Below are 12841 nucleotides of genomic sequence, written 5' to 3'. Positions count from 1 at the left end.
CATGTCCTCCTCTTCTATTCCATAAGAGACCTCATTTTCTTTGTAAATCCAGCATCTGTTACAGCCAAAACCTTTCTCGATTTCCCGACTGCTATGCTTAATTCCAGTGTTGAAAACACGGTTACAATTTCTACTTGATAATAATGACTTTTATCTTGAATCTTCTTGGTTAGATTGGGTCCAGCATCATGAGCTAGAAAGACCATCTTGGCCTTGCCGTCTTGAATGGCCTTGACCACCAATTCTTCACCCGATATAATCCGCCCTGCTCGCTGAGCAAGTCCCAAGAGATTGCTTATCTTTTGCTTATTCAAGTCCTAACTCTCTTCTTTTCACTTTGTGATCCACATAAGCGATCAACTCGTCATAAAAGCTTTCTTCCACTTCCATGTTAAAGCTGCGGTTAAAGACCTTCTTCTTTTTAGCCTCTAAGGCTTCTGCATTGTCTAGCTTGATATAAGCGCCGCGGCCATTGGCCTTGCCTGTCGGATCGATAAAGACTTGCCCTTCCTTGTTCTTGACAATGCGGAGCAAATCACGCTTATCAATCACTTCATTGGACACAACAGACTTGCGCAAAGGGATTTTTCTTGTTTTCATCTTTCCCTCCTCTAGCAGCTTTTATTCTTCTACAGTATCGTTTTCTGCTTCCAACTCTACCGAATCAGCTTCTTCCATGGCTTCAAATTCGCTAGCAGACTTGATGTCGATACGGTAACCAGTCAAGTGAGCTGCCAAGCGAACGTTTTGTCCACGACGACCAATGGCAAGAGAAAGCTTGTTATCTGGCACAACCACCAAGGAACGTTTGCTGTCGTTTTCGTCAAAGATAACTTGGTCAACTTCAGCAGGAGCGATGGCATTGTAGATAAATTCAGCTGGATCTGCTACCCACTCAATAACGTCGATGTTTTCTTCGATTGGCACCATACGGTCGCTCTTGGCATCGTAGCGAGCTGGGTGGAATTTGCTAGTGATTTTCTTGATATTAGCACCACCACGTCCAACGATTGTACCGATAGCGTCCACGTTTGGATTATGGCTACGAACTGCAACCTTGGTACGGTCACCTGCTTCACGAGCCACGCTCATGATTTCAACAGTTCCATCATAAACTTCTGGAATTTCTTGCTCCATCAAGCGTTTGATCATTTCTGGATGGCTACGGCTAACAAAGACGTTGACGCCACGAGGATTGTCTTCAACCTTATAAACATATACTTCGATACGATCGTGGGAAGCAAAAACTTCCCCAGGGATTTGGTCTTGTTTTGACAATTGGGCTTCGATGCTACCAAGATTGACATAGATGAAGCGGTTGTCAAAGCGCTCTACTGTACCAGACATGATTTCTTGCTCATGTTCTTTGTAAGTATTGTAAGTGATGGCACGTGTTTGCTTGCGCATTTTTTCCATGATGGTTTGTTTGGCAGATTGGGCTGCTACTCGACCAAACTCAGCAGGTGCTTCTTCAAACTTGATTTTGTCACCAAGTTCATAGGCTGAATTGATAGCAAGAGCATCTTTCAAGCTGATTTCCAAACGGCTATCAAATACTTCATCAACCACTTCACGGACAGTATAAACTGTAAAGTCACCTGTTTTTTCGTTGAAGTCAATAGCTACGCTGTCTGATTGACCATAGCGTCTGCGATAAGCGGAACGAAGCGACTCTACTACTGCGTCGATGATGTCTTCTTTTTTGATTCCCTTGTCTTCTTCCAAAATGCGGAAGGCCTCTAGCATTTCTTTACTCATGTTTTCTTCACTTTTGAATCCTCAAAAGCTATCCTTTCTTTTTCTATAATTTAACTGCTAAACGTGCTTTTGATACTAAACTGTATGGAATTTGGACAGTTTTCTTACGTGTCTTGTCCATATATTCCATAGTCAACTCATCCTCTTCAAAGGCCAACAAGGTTCCTTCAAAGACCTTTTGCTTATCGATGGCTTGGTAGAGCCCGACATGGATGTATTTCCCAACCGCTCCAGCGACGGCATCTTTGTTTTTCAAAGGACGTTCCAAGCCTGGACTGGTGATTTCTAGGAAATATTGTTCTGGGAAGGGATCTGGCTTGATGGTGTCTAGGACAGGACTGATCATTTCTGTCAAGTCTGCCGTGTCGTTCAAGGTAATTCCTTCAGGTTTATCTACAAAAATACTGAGAATCATGTCACTGCCAATCTTTCCATACTCGATATCCACGAGTTCGAAAGGTGCTTGGATGACAGGTTCTACAACTTCTCTGACTAATTCTACGATTGTTGCGATTGCGTCCACCTCCTCATAAGTAAGAGGCGAAGATATTTCCCCGCCTCTCTTTCTCATATTCTTACCCTTAGTATATCACATTTGCTAACTTATGTAAAGCAAAAGCACTTATACAGCCTGATTTCAGGCTATTTCTTAAAATTCTGCCTCAACTCGGTAGATAACTTGCCCCTTGTTGGAGAATTTTTGCTCGTATTCTGTCATGACATTGCCTTCAAAATCACTGGCATGTAAATCAAGCCAAACACCATTGAGCTTCATGCCATACTGAGAAAAGCTCACTAGGCTGTACTCAAACAAGCCACGGTTATCCGTCTTGAAATGAATTTCACCATTTTCAGGTAAGATACGCTTGAAGGTATCCAAGAAGGTCTTATAGGTCAAACGACGCTTTTCATGGCGTTTTTTCGGCCAAGGATCTGAAAAGTTCAGATACAAACGATCAATCTCACCGTCTTCAAAGTAGTCAGTCAAGTCAGAACCATCTACCCACAAGAGCTTGATGTTAGGCACTCCAACTTCAAGCACCTTGTCCAAAGCGTAGCTCAAAACAGACTTTTGAATATCAATCCCGATATAGTTGATGTCAGGGTTCTGCTTGGCCATTCCTGAAACAAAGGCACCCTTTCCACTTCCAACTTCCACATGAATGGGATTGTCATTGCCAAACAGGTCCCGCCATTTTCCCTTGGATTCCAAGGGATTGAGAACCACATACTGGGGATTTGCCTCTAGTAATTCTGTCGCCCCTTTACGATTTCTAACTCTCATCTTCTCTTTCCATACTTGTCTCGGAAGTGACGCAAGCCATGAATCTCCCGATTAACATTTTCTAAATCTTGGTTCATATAATACTTGGAAATCTGGCTCAAATAAGACAATTGACCATACCAATACAATTTACTTAATACCGTCTGATTGTACTTGTAACCGTAGTAGGTCAACCATTCCTTCCACTGATGTTCTGGAATATAATGGCAGAGCATATGAGCCACATCAAACATGCGGTCGGTCAAGCGAACCGAATCCCAATCCACCAAATAAATCAAGCCACTGTCTGTCTCAATCCAATTACTATGTCGTACATCTCCATGGACAATGGTCGCATAGTCCTCTCTAAATCCTGGAATAGTCTGACGTAAATCAGCCATCACTTCACTGATAAAATGATTTTTACGCAAAGCATCTGGAGCCGTTTCCTGCCAAGACTGCAGTAAATCTACAGGTGTTTCCATGGCATAGCCCAAACGACTCAACTGTGTCATTAAAGGACGTGAGCGATGCAGACGGGTTAAAATATTGACAATTTGCTTACGATTCATATCATAGGGGGTCAATATCTTGCCTGTCAACCATTCTTGAGCACACATATCACGCCCATCTGCCAAACGGCGACTCCATAATAATTGTGGAGCAATTTGTTCTCTAGCTAGACCAGGTAGGATTGGAGAGGTGTTCATTTTTACAAAGATACGCTTCCCATCAGGATAGCTACCCATATAAGCCTTGCCACTTTTCCCAGGTATGGGAGTCAGTGTTAGCTCATTATCACCCAAATCCATTTCTTTCCTCCGTATAAAGTTTCCTTACTATTCTACTAGTTTTTGCCCTATTCGTCAACCGCTCCACACCCGATTCTCAAAGAAAAGCATCTCAATTGGCTCGGGCTATCATTATAGCTTGAAAAAGGCAAGCACCGTCTTCTGCTTACCTTTTCATAATTTTTATAAATAATATAAGAGTGGCCAACTGTTGTAAAACATGTGGACTAGAGTAGAAACCCATAAGTTTTGGCTCTTTTTATAAGCAAAGCCCAGCAACAAGCCCCCAAGTAGATAAAAAATAAACGAAGGGACATTAGAAGGTCCATGCATGAAAGAAAAGAGAGAGGAAGTTAGCACAAGACCTAACCAAGAATTGTCAAAAACCGCACCTTGAAGAAGTCCTCTGAAAATGAGTTCCTCCTGGATTGGTCCAAAAACTGAGGTAGTCAAAATCAAAGACAGGGAAATTCCTCTGCTGACTTCCGCCAAGTGTTGAACTCCTGCGCCAGAAGAAATAGCGAAGAAATGAATATAAACCAGCGTCTCAAGCACACTTAGAAGAAAGATTGCAGTGAAAAGCAAAAGTTGTTTCTTGCTTAACATCCCAAAAGAAATCATTTCAAACTTTCTAGCATAAACAACACTCAGCGAGGTTACTAGAAGACTTACAATAATCAATTCAGATTCATTTTGAAAAAAATCCCCATGGTTAATCGTATAAGGAACTGTAATGACGATTAGTAGTACTAAAAATCCAAAGCACAAGGCATGAAATTTATCAAAAAACTCCATAAAGCTATCCTCCTCACCAAACAGACTTCCTACGCGTCATCCTTTAGCTCTAACCTTTCCAAAACAAACCATTTGAGTAACCAAAATCCGACCACATAACCAGCCCCTAAGAAGATAGCCATTAAAGATAGCATGGGATTCAGAAAATAAAAGATCACAACAGATACAAAGGTTAGCACAAAAACATTAAAGGCAATGGTGTCAGAAGCCAAGACTAGAATATAGGGCGTCAACCAGTCTAAGGTTTTGGAATCTAGGAAAAATAAGTGTTTATACATGATAACCTCCTCTATAGCTGAAAAGCAAGCCTTTTATTTTTTACCCCAAGACCCTATGTAGAAAAGTGAGCAAAAATGGTAAGTTTGCAATGATATTATTAACAATATGAATCGAATAAGAAGGATAGATACTCTTCGTATAACGCGTTAGCCAGGCAAATAGACAGCCCACTGCCGTATAGACAAGAATATCTGCGAAACTTGGCAAGCTAGAAAAGTGGGGCAAGGCAAATAAGAATGACGGAAAGAGAAGATCCAGCCCCCATCTCGAATTCTTAAAGAAGGCATGTTGAAGCAATCCCCTACATACCAATTCTTCCATCAGAGGTCCTAGTACGATTAAGGTTAGGTAAACACCAAACTCCGCAAAATTGGTCTCACTATAGGCAATAAACAAATTCCAACCTTCGTTCGTCCCCTGAACGTGTTTAGCTGTCAGATAGTTAAAACAGATAAGCACAACAGCGGCTAACACCGTCAGGACGGAATAGCTCAACCACTTTTTTCTAGGGATACGAAAGAGATAAGCATGGCCCGACCTAACCAAAATCCAAATCATCAAGCAGATAAAGAGAAGGCTGATGATGTTTCGAATCCAGATAATATTTCCTACCCAAGACGAGAACTCCCAATAATTGCTCCAAAATTGGGTCGTCCAAGACAGTCCGAAAAACAGAAACAAATAAGAAAGAATTGCACTCGTTTTAAAAAGAATAGAGTGTTTTTTCATAGAACTCCTCCCTACTATGACCTACCCTTGCCAGGCTCTACTACTGCAAGATTAAGAAGACAGTTTGTTCTTTTTAAGGCTAACCTGACTACTAGATAATAGATATATTAAGGCATTAAAGACAATGAAAATATGTCCATAGAATAAAATCAACCTCGCATCCAAACCAAGATAAAGTTTGACCATCAAAAAGATGAGCAAAAGAATTTGAAACCATAAGGTTTTTCCAAAAATAAATTTAAAGCGATTTCGAATATCTACTTCCTTGATTTTTACCGTCAACCCTTTATTAGCAAGAAGGAAAACGCCTGCTTCAAATAATCCACTGTAGAGAACAATCCACCCAATCGATTCATTAGAGATTTGTAAAAATGTCCCTAAAAGAATATTCAAAATACTACTCAAGAAAATAACAAGAAATAATCTGTATTTCATATTAAATACCTCCATTCATTTATTTCACTAACAATTTAATAGAGCCTTCTACTCAAATATCCAGCCAGAAAAGGATAGAAAGCTACTTTTTATAATACTTCAAGCCCCAAATGAGTAGAAGCATGATAAGCAAGCAGAGAATAGCGCCAATATAGGCAATTAGTTGTTGGTAAGATTCTCCTGCTGTGATACCTCTATACAAACAAATGATAGACATAAAACCTGTCAAACCGATATACATAAGTTGATTGGTTCTAGGACTAACCAAATCATCATCTTCAAACTCTCTTATCCTCATCTCCCTAGTGAGGTAAACAGTAACCAAAATAGAGGCCAAGTTAATAACCACTAAAAGAAATTGGAAAACCAATGAAAAATTTAAAAACTGACGAGATAGAAATAGATAAGTAGAGACAAGCAAGGGCAACTGACCTAGGAACAATCTCGTAAGGAAGATGTTCCGTTTTTTAGCAAGAAAAGCTTTCATTTCTTTGCTCCTTTCTTTTTAGTTAAAGCAAAATAGATCACAACCGCAATCATATAGGCTATGGTATAAAATAGATGATACCAAATACTCTCCCTAAGCGGATAAAGAAGGGTAGACATGATCAGATATAGAACGAAAATAATCAGTATTTTTTTCTTCATAAAATTTCCTCCTAAATGTATGCTTTATCTTAGTTTAGCTACAACCTTTACACTGCTAGTATAGCACTCATTTTATCCTTGGATCACTCAAATCATAAATGGTCATCAAAACATCTTGAATTGTAAAAAATTTAAAAGCAAGCATGAAAAACATACTTGCCCTGGGGAACTTGACAATATGAAAATACAAAATAGAAAACTACTCACCCTCACTTCCGTATGTTCTCATATATTCTCATAATCGCAACAAGGATAGCAGCTGTCCCACTTGCCAAAGCGATAAGGGTAATGATAATGTTGAGGATTTCAGGCGTACTCCCTATTCTGTTGATAAGACGAAGTAGGGATATAACTGTCAACTGAATCAGGAGTATTGATTCTACTCTTACCAATGAAGTCAGTTGGTTTTCAACTGCATATAAAAAGACTGGTAACATAACACAGGCTATAGCAATCACAAACAGATTGCTCCCTGTTTCTTCTCCCTTGTTCACCACGGAAATCATGAGAAGATTCGACGCTATAATCAACGTAGAACAGATGACAAAATAGGATTTCTTATTCATTTAATATACCTCGCATACTATAGTATTTTAATTGATGACTTTGGGCAGTACTTCTTTCCCCAAATCTTCTAATCATCAACTGACATCGAGTGAATCGTTAAAACCTGACGAAAGATTTGATTTTGGCAGGTGGTATTTAGACTGGTATTGGGATGGCTTTCGACAATCTTCATGACGGTATAGAGACCAACTCCTCTCTCCTCCCCTTTAGAACTGGCTCCAAAGGAGAAAATCTCAGAAATATCTATGCCCTCTTCTTTAATGGAATTTTCAATGATAAAGGTCTCCTGTGCTCCATTTTTTAAAAAGGCGATTGAAACATGAGGTTGACTAGCCTCTGCACTGGCTTCAATAGCGTTGTCACAAAGGATAGACACAATGGTTAGAAAATCAAGTAGGCTCATCCCCTCAACCTGAATCTCCTCAGGAACTTCGACATTAAATACAATCTTCTTATCTCTAGCTTTTAGAAATTTCCCTGCTAGAAGACTTTTGAGGGCTTTATCACGAATATTCACCAATCGTCCAAGGTCATATTTATTGTCCTGCAATTTTTCACTAGAATCCTTTAAGACCGAGTCGTAGACCTCTTTTATCTGCTCCATATCCTCCTCTTCAATGCCCAGACGTAAACTGGTCAAGAGGTTGGTGTAGTCATGGCGAAAACTCCGGACTTCCTTGTAAAGTTCCTCTATATGCCGACTATAGCGTTCCATATCTCTGTAGCGCAAGGCCTTCTCTTGGTCCAGTCTCTCATGAAGTTTGTCCTTCAAATAGGTATCCAGTTTCTTGATAATCCCCATAAAAAAGAGCAAGTAAAACACTAGAATCAGATGGCGAACAGTCGTTGATTGAATACCTTGTTCATATTCAAAGAAAGACAGACTTTGCATCACTAGATAGTAAGCCCCCATTATCCAGTTAATCGTGGTCAGGGACTTTTGAAAACCTTTATCGAGAATCTCCTTTCTCAAGTTAGTGAAATCATAGTCCAACCATTTCAAAAAGACTAAAACTATGAAGCAAACGAATATCGTCATCAATAAAAAGATAGGATTGCTACCTTTATCTACAATTTCTTGTCCCCAAAATGGAAGCACAAAATAGGAGACCCCTCTATAAAAGAGATTCACCAATATCATTGGAAAGAGACCATAAAAGAAGAGGAGTTTTTTAGGAAGCCCTCTTAACAGTAAGAAAGACAAACCTATACCGTACAAGGGTTCCATAAAATAAGATAGATAATCATTTCCTACTATATAGCTAATCATTACAAAAACAACTGCCAAAAGTAGCTTAAAAAGAAAGGCCTTAAAAATTCTCTCAAAATTGAGACCAATTCCATCTACCTTAAAGAAAATAACAATTTTTAGCCCATTAGTAATAAGCGTATACAATAATATCCAAGCAATATTCATAAACTCTCCTAGCTCAATGCAAGTTATTGATAGCTTCAGATACTTCCCTGACCTTATAACGCGCGATTAGACAGCTTCCACCATTGGGAAAGAAAAGGAGTTTTTCTTTCTTATCCAAACGAACCACATTGGCTGGATTGATGAGAAAAGAGCGATGGCACTGCAAGAGACGAGGCTCCTGCTTGAAAACCTCCTCTAAACTCGCTGTAAATTCCAGCCTATCCGTCTTGGTATAGAGAATAACACGATGGGCTCTGGGCGACGTTTCGAGATAGTAAACCTCTTTAAAAGGGTACTGGAATTGGGCAAATTTTGATTTAAAGTAAAAGCAATCTTCCGCCAGACTTTTACTGTCTTGACTATTGGCATAGAGGAGAGCTGTCTCGATCCGAGATTCAAACTCCTCTGCCGAAAGGGCCTTATCAATATAGTCCAGAGCAGACACTTGGTAGCGAAAGGACAGGGGCATAAACTCCGAGTGAGTCGTCACAAAGACAATCAGGGCATAGGGGTCTCGATCCCGAATCTTTCTAGCCACTTCCAGCCCCTTCATCTCCTCATTTCGAATCTCAATATCCAAAAAGAATAGCTGATGGGCTCCCTTCTCATGCACCTCTGCCAGCAGTTGCTCTGGCTTACCAAAGACCGCAAAAGAGCTGGGAGTGATATGATTTTCCTTTAAGAGTTTCTCAATCGTCGTTTCAATTCTAGTCTGTTGGGAAAAATCATCTTCTAAAACAAATATTCTCATCTTCTTACTCTCCATATTTCAATTTCTTTCTAAAAAGAGAATAGCAAAAATACTATGATACAAGCCCACCAAATCCTAAACAGGCCTTCAACGCTCCTGAAGGGTAGCTTGTTCCTCAAATAAGCATGATAATCTTACAACTATTTTATCATAAAATCTTAACAGTACCATTCAGGAAATTTCAAGAGCAATTAAAGATTTTATGGTGAAAAAGGAGATAAAAGTGATAGACTGACAGTATCAAAACACAGTTGCTAGAATCAAGACTGGCACCAAGATTAAAGGAGGAATTCTCATGACAGATACAGACCCTATCAAAAGAGCTCAGACTTTGATTACTGACTTAAACAAAGCCTACCAAGCATGCAAACAGGCAACCGCTGACGACGTCCGCTTTCAGGAGCAATTAAACTCTATTCTTGGCTTTCTAGCCAAGGCTGAAACAGTGGATAATCGAGTCTTGATTGAACTGGAAAAATTTTACCAGACTTCCAGTCTTCTCATGGGACTCAGCGCTCTTGATCCAGATGCTCCTACTCGCGCCGCTTGGAGGGCCTATGACCGCTTCCACTTTGACCAAGTCAAGACCAAGTTGAGTCTCTACGGACCAACCATTATCTTGTAGAAAAAAAGAAGTTGAGACAAACTGAACTCAACTTCTTTTTTAGTGTCATATAGGCAAGATTAATCCTGCATCTGACGTTTTACTTGATAAGGTAAGTACAAGACTAGTAAAACCAAACCAGCTCCCAGTAAGGCTAGAAGGGCTAGTTTTTCTTGGAAGGTAATCAACCCAACAACTAATTCCACTACTAAGACCAAACTGGTCAATCCTCTGACCACTGCCTGCAAGCCTTTTTCCTTTTGCCCCTTGTCCAGTGGAAAGAGTTGGGTCAAATACTGGTAGTCAAAGGCATGATAGAGGGCCAGCAACTGGAAGAGCAAGAGGTAGTTAAAGAGAACCACCACTGCTGTCGCAATCCAAGCTTGCTCGATAAAGACCTGTGCCAGTATGGAAAGTAGGAGCAGACGGAGACTGAGCGCAAAGAGGTCTCCATTTCGCAAATAAGAACGCAGATAGAGATTTTGCCAAATCTTTCCAGGCACCTTCTGAACAGCCTTTAGGATAAAGTCCAGATAGGCACGACGCTTGACGCTGTTTGAAATTCCCTTGACCTGCGTAAAGAGGGCAAAGAAACGAAGCAAGACTTGTTTGCGCTTGCTTTCTTGAGAAATAACATAGTCCCAGTCCAGTCCAGTTTCAGTGAAAAAATTGCTGGCCTTTTGACTAAAGAGGAAATATTTTCCTACTCCCAATAAAAGCACATAGACCAGAAAAACAGGCAAGCCATAGCCCATGGCTAAAAATAAGGGCGCAAATAACAGCAAGAAAAGGGTCTGGACAAAGAGCCAAAAGACTAGGGAAATGCCAGTTTGACGCTTGAGATGGAGCTTGATTTCCTCTTCTCCGACCAAGAGAAAGAGCTTGTCTGGAGCCTCCATATAGGTAGCAATTCCACCCCAAAGCAAAAGTAAAACAGACGTAATTCCCACAAATAAAAGGATGGCCCAATGATTTTCAGGAAAATGTTGTAAGAGTTGACTGTACTGGTAGGCTAAAAAACCCAGCAAGACAAGCAGGAACAAGACAAAGTGGTCATTGAGAACATAGCGCAAATAACCAAGACACTCCTTACGAAAAGCCTGCTTTCTCTTTAAAAACAAGTCTTTCATAGCTCCTCCTCTTTGGTCAGAGCCAAGTAAATATCATTCAAACTAGCCTCAGGCATGTCAAAGGCTTCGCGCAGTTGCAGGAGATTTCCCTTAGCACGCACTTCTCCTTTGTGAAGAATGACAAAAGCATCACACATCTTCTCAGCCGAATCCAGCACGTGGGTACTCATGAGAATAGACTTACCCTTTTGCTTTTCCACTTCCAAAAGCTGAATCAAGTCTGCAATAGCTAGCGGATCAAGACCAAGGAAAGGCTCATCCACGATGAAGAGACTCGGATCCACCACAAAAGCACAGATAATCATGACCTTCTGCTTCATCCCTTTGGAGAAATGCACTGGAAACCAGTCTAATTTTTGATCCAGACGGAACATTTTCAACAAAGGTTCTACTCTATCAAAAGCAACTTTTTGCTCAATACCATAGGCCATAGCCACTGTTTCGATATGCTCTCTAAGAGTCAATTCCTCATACAGACTAGGCGTTTCTGGGATATAGCCAATCTGCTTGCGATAGTTAGTCGCATCTTTTTGCAAAGTCAAACCGTTGATATTGATAGATCCGCTATAAGGTGTCAACAGGCCGATAATTTCATTGATGGTCGTCGATTTTCCAGCACCATTGAGACCAATCAAACCGACCAACTGCCCACTTTCAACTGCAAAGGACACATCTTTCAAGACAGGGACATGAACATAGCCACCTGTCAGGTTTTTAATTTCTAACATATTTTCTCCAAATCTGATATAATGTAGCTATATTATATCAAAATTCAATACAGTAGAGGTAGATTTTATGTCAGATTGCATTTTTTGTAAAATCATCGCAGGGGAAATTCCTGCTTCAAAAGTATACGAAGACGAGCAGGTTCTTGCCTTTCTTGATATCTCTCAAGTGACACCTGGACACACCTTGGTCGTACCAAAAGAACACTATCGCAATCTTTTGGAAATGGATGCTACTAGCGCCAGCCAACTCTTTGCCCAAGTACCAAAAGTAGCTCAAAAAGTCATGAAAGCCACTAAGGCCACTGGTATGAATATCATTGCCAACTGTGAAGAAATCGCAGGGCAAACCGTCTTCCATACCCATGTGCACCTCGTGCCTCGCTACAGCGCTGACGATGACCTCAAGATTGATTTTATCGCCCACGAACCAGACTTTGACAAACTTGCTCAAGTAGCTGAAACTATCAAAAACGCCTAAGGAGTTGCCATGAAATTATCCAACCTACTGCTATTTGCAGGAGCTGCAGCCGGAAGTTATCTGGTCACAAAAAATCGCCAAATCATCACAGGTGAAGTCTTAAATACCACTGACCGCGTTCAAGCCATCAAAGATGATATGGATATTATCCAAAACAGCCTGCAAATCATCGACCAGCAAAAAGAACTCATCAAAGAATACCAAGAAGACCTGACTTACAAATTTAAAGTCTTGGAAAAGGATATCCAGACTAGACTAGCTGTTATCAAAGAAACACAGGAAACTGAAGATAAGTAAAAGAGCCACTCGGCTCTTTTTTAAAACGTAAACAAGTTATATCCCATCAACTATACATCATAATTTAGGCAACTCATTTACCATTTCACAACTAAATCGAATACTTTCCCAGGCTTTCCGCCGTAATGAAAACACCTGAAACAACTTGGTTTCAGGTGTTCGGAAACTTT

General features: G+C 40.4%; 19 protein-coding genes. 3 read left to right on the top strand and 16 right to left on the bottom strand.

Going from position 1 to position 12841, the window contains the following annotated elements:
- Positions 1–14: 14 nt before the first annotated feature.
- The 14 genes from OVN23_RS02060 to OVN23_RS01995 all read right to left on the bottom strand — a co-directional run bounded on the left by OVN23_RS02060 (position 15) and on the right by OVN23_RS01995 (position 9434).
- Complete coding sequence (locus tag OVN23_RS02060) at positions 15–314, bottom strand: YlxQ-related RNA-binding protein (RefSeq protein ID WP_001041392.1); 300 nt, start codon at positions 312–314, stop codon at positions 15–17.
- Positions 307–600 carry an RNase P modulator RnpM gene (rnpM, locus tag OVN23_RS02055; RefSeq protein WP_000857560.1) on the bottom strand — a complete coding sequence of 98 codons (294 nt, stop codon included), beginning with the start codon at positions 598–600 and terminating at the stop codon, positions 307–309. Before rnpM ends, OVN23_RS02060 begins: the two co-directional genes overlap by 8 nt.
- Before the next feature lie 21 nt (positions 601–621).
- Positions 622–1758, bottom strand: a complete 1137-nt coding sequence (nusA, locus tag OVN23_RS02050) for a transcription termination factor NusA (RefSeq protein ID WP_173219802.1) — start codon at positions 1756–1758, stop codon at positions 622–624.
- A 43-nt stretch (positions 1759–1801) separates the two neighbouring features.
- Positions 1802–2281 carry a ribosome maturation factor RimP gene (gene rimP, locus OVN23_RS02045; RefSeq protein WP_173219799.1) on the bottom strand — a complete coding sequence of 160 codons (480 nt, stop codon included), beginning with the start codon at positions 2279–2281 and terminating at the stop codon, positions 1802–1804.
- A gap of 126 nt (positions 2282–2407) precedes the next feature.
- Positions 2408–3043, bottom strand: coding sequence for a tRNA (guanosine(46)-N7)-methyltransferase TrmB (gene trmB, locus OVN23_RS02040; RefSeq protein WP_112445000.1), 636 nt, complete (start codon positions 3041–3043; stop codon positions 2408–2410).
- Positions 3040–3834, bottom strand: coding sequence for a cell cycle regulator CcrZ (gene ccrZ / locus OVN23_RS02035; protein ID WP_000363006.1), 795 nt, complete (start codon positions 3832–3834; stop codon positions 3040–3042). The genes trmB and ccrZ overlap by 4 nt, the downstream gene beginning before the upstream one ends.
- 162 nt (positions 3835–3996) lie before the next feature.
- On the bottom strand, positions 3997–4608 hold the full coding sequence (locus tag OVN23_RS02030) for a CPBP family intramembrane glutamic endopeptidase (protein ID WP_261053441.1): 612 nt from the start codon (positions 4606–4608) through the stop codon (positions 3997–3999).
- Between the two features lie 29 nt (positions 4609–4637).
- The gene (gene blpZ / locus OVN23_RS02025; protein WP_101776850.1) at positions 4638–4886 is read right to left on the bottom strand and encodes an immunity protein BlpZ; all 249 of its coding nucleotides are present in this window, start codon (positions 4884–4886) and stop codon (positions 4638–4640) included.
- A gap of 40 nt (positions 4887–4926) precedes the next feature.
- Positions 4927–5616 (bottom strand): CPBP family intramembrane glutamic endopeptidase, encoded by a 690-nt coding sequence (locus tag OVN23_RS02020; RefSeq protein ID WP_101776849.1) that lies wholly within the window; start codon positions 5614–5616, stop codon positions 4927–4929.
- 51 nt (positions 5617–5667) lie between these two features.
- Entirely contained in the window at positions 5668–6051 is a 384-nt protein-coding gene (locus OVN23_RS02015; RefSeq protein WP_267240308.1) for an immunity protein, read from the bottom strand.
- An 82-nt stretch (positions 6052–6133) separates the two neighbouring features.
- Positions 6134–6538: a hypothetical protein gene (locus tag OVN23_RS02010; RefSeq protein ID WP_000642960.1), complete on the bottom strand. Its 405-nt coding sequence runs from the start codon at positions 6536–6538 to the stop codon at positions 6134–6136.
- Positions 6539–6908: 370 nt separating this feature from the next.
- Positions 6909–7265, bottom strand: a complete 357-nt coding sequence (locus OVN23_RS02005; RefSeq protein ID WP_173277959.1) for a hypothetical protein — start codon at positions 7263–7265, stop codon at positions 6909–6911.
- 68 nt (positions 7266–7333) lie between these two features.
- Complete coding sequence (locus OVN23_RS02000) at positions 7334–8683, bottom strand: GHKL domain-containing protein (RefSeq protein ID WP_267240307.1); 1350 nt, start codon at positions 8681–8683, stop codon at positions 7334–7336.
- Between the two features lie 13 nt (positions 8684–8696).
- Positions 8697–9434, bottom strand: a complete 738-nt coding sequence (locus tag OVN23_RS01995) for a response regulator transcription factor (protein ID WP_267240306.1) — start codon at positions 9432–9434, stop codon at positions 8697–8699.
- A gap of 295 nt (positions 9435–9729) precedes the next feature.
- On the opposite strand from OVN23_RS01995, the gene OVN23_RS01990 reads away from it, so the two are divergent.
- Positions 9730–10059, top strand: coding sequence for a hypothetical protein (locus tag OVN23_RS01990; protein ID WP_004261043.1), 330 nt, complete (start codon positions 9730–9732; stop codon positions 10057–10059).
- Positions 10060–10118: 59 nt separating this feature from the next.
- Here OVN23_RS01990 and OVN23_RS01985 read toward each other — a convergent pair whose 3' ends face one another.
- Both OVN23_RS01985 and OVN23_RS01980 read right to left on the bottom strand, forming a co-directional pair.
- Positions 10119–11168: an ABC transporter permease gene (locus OVN23_RS01985; RefSeq protein ID WP_267240305.1), complete on the bottom strand. Its 1050-nt coding sequence runs from the start codon at positions 11166–11168 to the stop codon at positions 10119–10121.
- Positions 11165–11896 carry an ABC transporter ATP-binding protein gene (locus OVN23_RS01980; protein ID WP_267240304.1) on the bottom strand — a complete coding sequence of 244 codons (732 nt, stop codon included), beginning with the start codon at positions 11894–11896 and terminating at the stop codon, positions 11165–11167. The genes OVN23_RS01985 and OVN23_RS01980 overlap by 4 nt, the downstream gene beginning before the upstream one ends.
- Before the next feature lie 67 nt (positions 11897–11963).
- Here OVN23_RS01980 and OVN23_RS01975 point away from each other — a divergent pair, with 67 nt between their 5' ends.
- The gene (locus OVN23_RS01975; protein ID WP_261140710.1) at positions 11964–12374 is read left to right on the top strand and encodes an HIT family protein; all 411 of its coding nucleotides are present in this window, start codon (positions 11964–11966) and stop codon (positions 12372–12374) included.
- Between the two features lie 9 nt (positions 12375–12383).
- Positions 12384–12671, top strand: a complete 288-nt coding sequence (locus tag OVN23_RS01970) for a hypothetical protein (RefSeq protein ID WP_267240303.1) — start codon at positions 12384–12386, stop codon at positions 12669–12671.
- Positions 12672–12841: the final 170 nt, after the last annotated feature.

The organism is Streptococcus sp. Marseille-Q6488, assembly GCF_946902925.1.
Classification (GTDB): domain Bacteria; phylum Bacillota; class Bacilli; order Lactobacillales; family Streptococcaceae; genus Streptococcus.
This window is presented reverse-complemented; position numbering and strand designations above follow the sequence as displayed.

Bases quoted from the DNA above. Each gene is read 5' to 3' on its own strand.
- OVN23_RS01985 (WP_267240305.1), bottom strand. From the start codon at position 11,168: ATGAAAGACTTGTTTTTAAAGAGAAAGCAGGCTTTTCGTAAGGAGTGT.
- OVN23_RS02010 (WP_000642960.1), bottom strand. From the start codon at position 6,538: ATGAAAGCTTTTCTTGCTAAAAAACGGAACATCTTCCTTACGAGATTG.
- OVN23_RS02000 (WP_267240307.1), bottom strand. From the start codon at position 8,683: ATGAATATTGCTTGGATATTATTGTATACGCTTATTACTAATGGGCTA.
- OVN23_RS01975 (WP_261140710.1), top strand. From the start codon at position 11,964: ATGTCAGATTGCATTTTTTGTAAAATCATCGCAGGGGAAATTCCTGCT.
- rnpM (WP_000857560.1), bottom strand. From the start codon at position 600: ATGAAAACAAGAAAAATCCCTTTGCGCAAGTCTGTTGTGTCCAATGAA.
- OVN23_RS02015 (WP_267240308.1), bottom strand. From the start codon at position 6,051: ATGAAATACAGATTATTTCTTGTTATTTTCTTGAGTAGTATTTTGAAT.
- OVN23_RS02030 (WP_261053441.1), bottom strand. From the start codon at position 4,608: ATGGAGTTTTTTGATAAATTTCATGCCTTGTGCTTTGGATTTTTAGTA.
- ccrZ (WP_000363006.1), bottom strand. From the start codon at position 3,834: ATGGATTTGGGTGATAATGAGCTAACACTGACTCCCATACCTGGGAAA.
- OVN23_RS01970 (WP_267240303.1), top strand. From the start codon at position 12,384: ATGAAATTATCCAACCTACTGCTATTTGCAGGAGCTGCAGCCGGAAGT.
- OVN23_RS02005 (WP_173277959.1), bottom strand. From the start codon at position 7,265: ATGAATAAGAAATCCTATTTTGTCATCTGTTCTACGTTGATTATAGCG.
- OVN23_RS01995 (WP_267240306.1), bottom strand. From the start codon at position 9,434: ATGAGAATATTTGTTTTAGAAGATGATTTTTCCCAACAGACTAGAATT.
- nusA (WP_173219802.1), bottom strand. From the start codon at position 1,758: ATGAGTAAAGAAATGCTAGAGGCCTTCCGCATTTTGGAAGAAGACAAG.
- OVN23_RS01980 (WP_267240304.1), bottom strand. From the start codon at position 11,896: ATGTTAGAAATTAAAAACCTGACAGGTGGCTATGTTCATGTCCCTGTC.
- trmB (WP_112445000.1), bottom strand. From the start codon at position 3,043: ATGAGAGTTAGAAATCGTAAAGGGGCGACAGAATTACTAGAGGCAAAT.
- blpZ (WP_101776850.1), bottom strand. From the start codon at position 4,886: ATGTATAAACACTTATTTTTCCTAGATTCCAAAACCTTAGACTGGTTG.
- OVN23_RS01990 (WP_004261043.1), top strand. From the start codon at position 9,730: ATGACAGATACAGACCCTATCAAAAGAGCTCAGACTTTGATTACTGAC.
- OVN23_RS02020 (WP_101776849.1), bottom strand. From the start codon at position 5,616: ATGAAAAAACACTCTATTCTTTTTAAAACGAGTGCAATTCTTTCTTAT.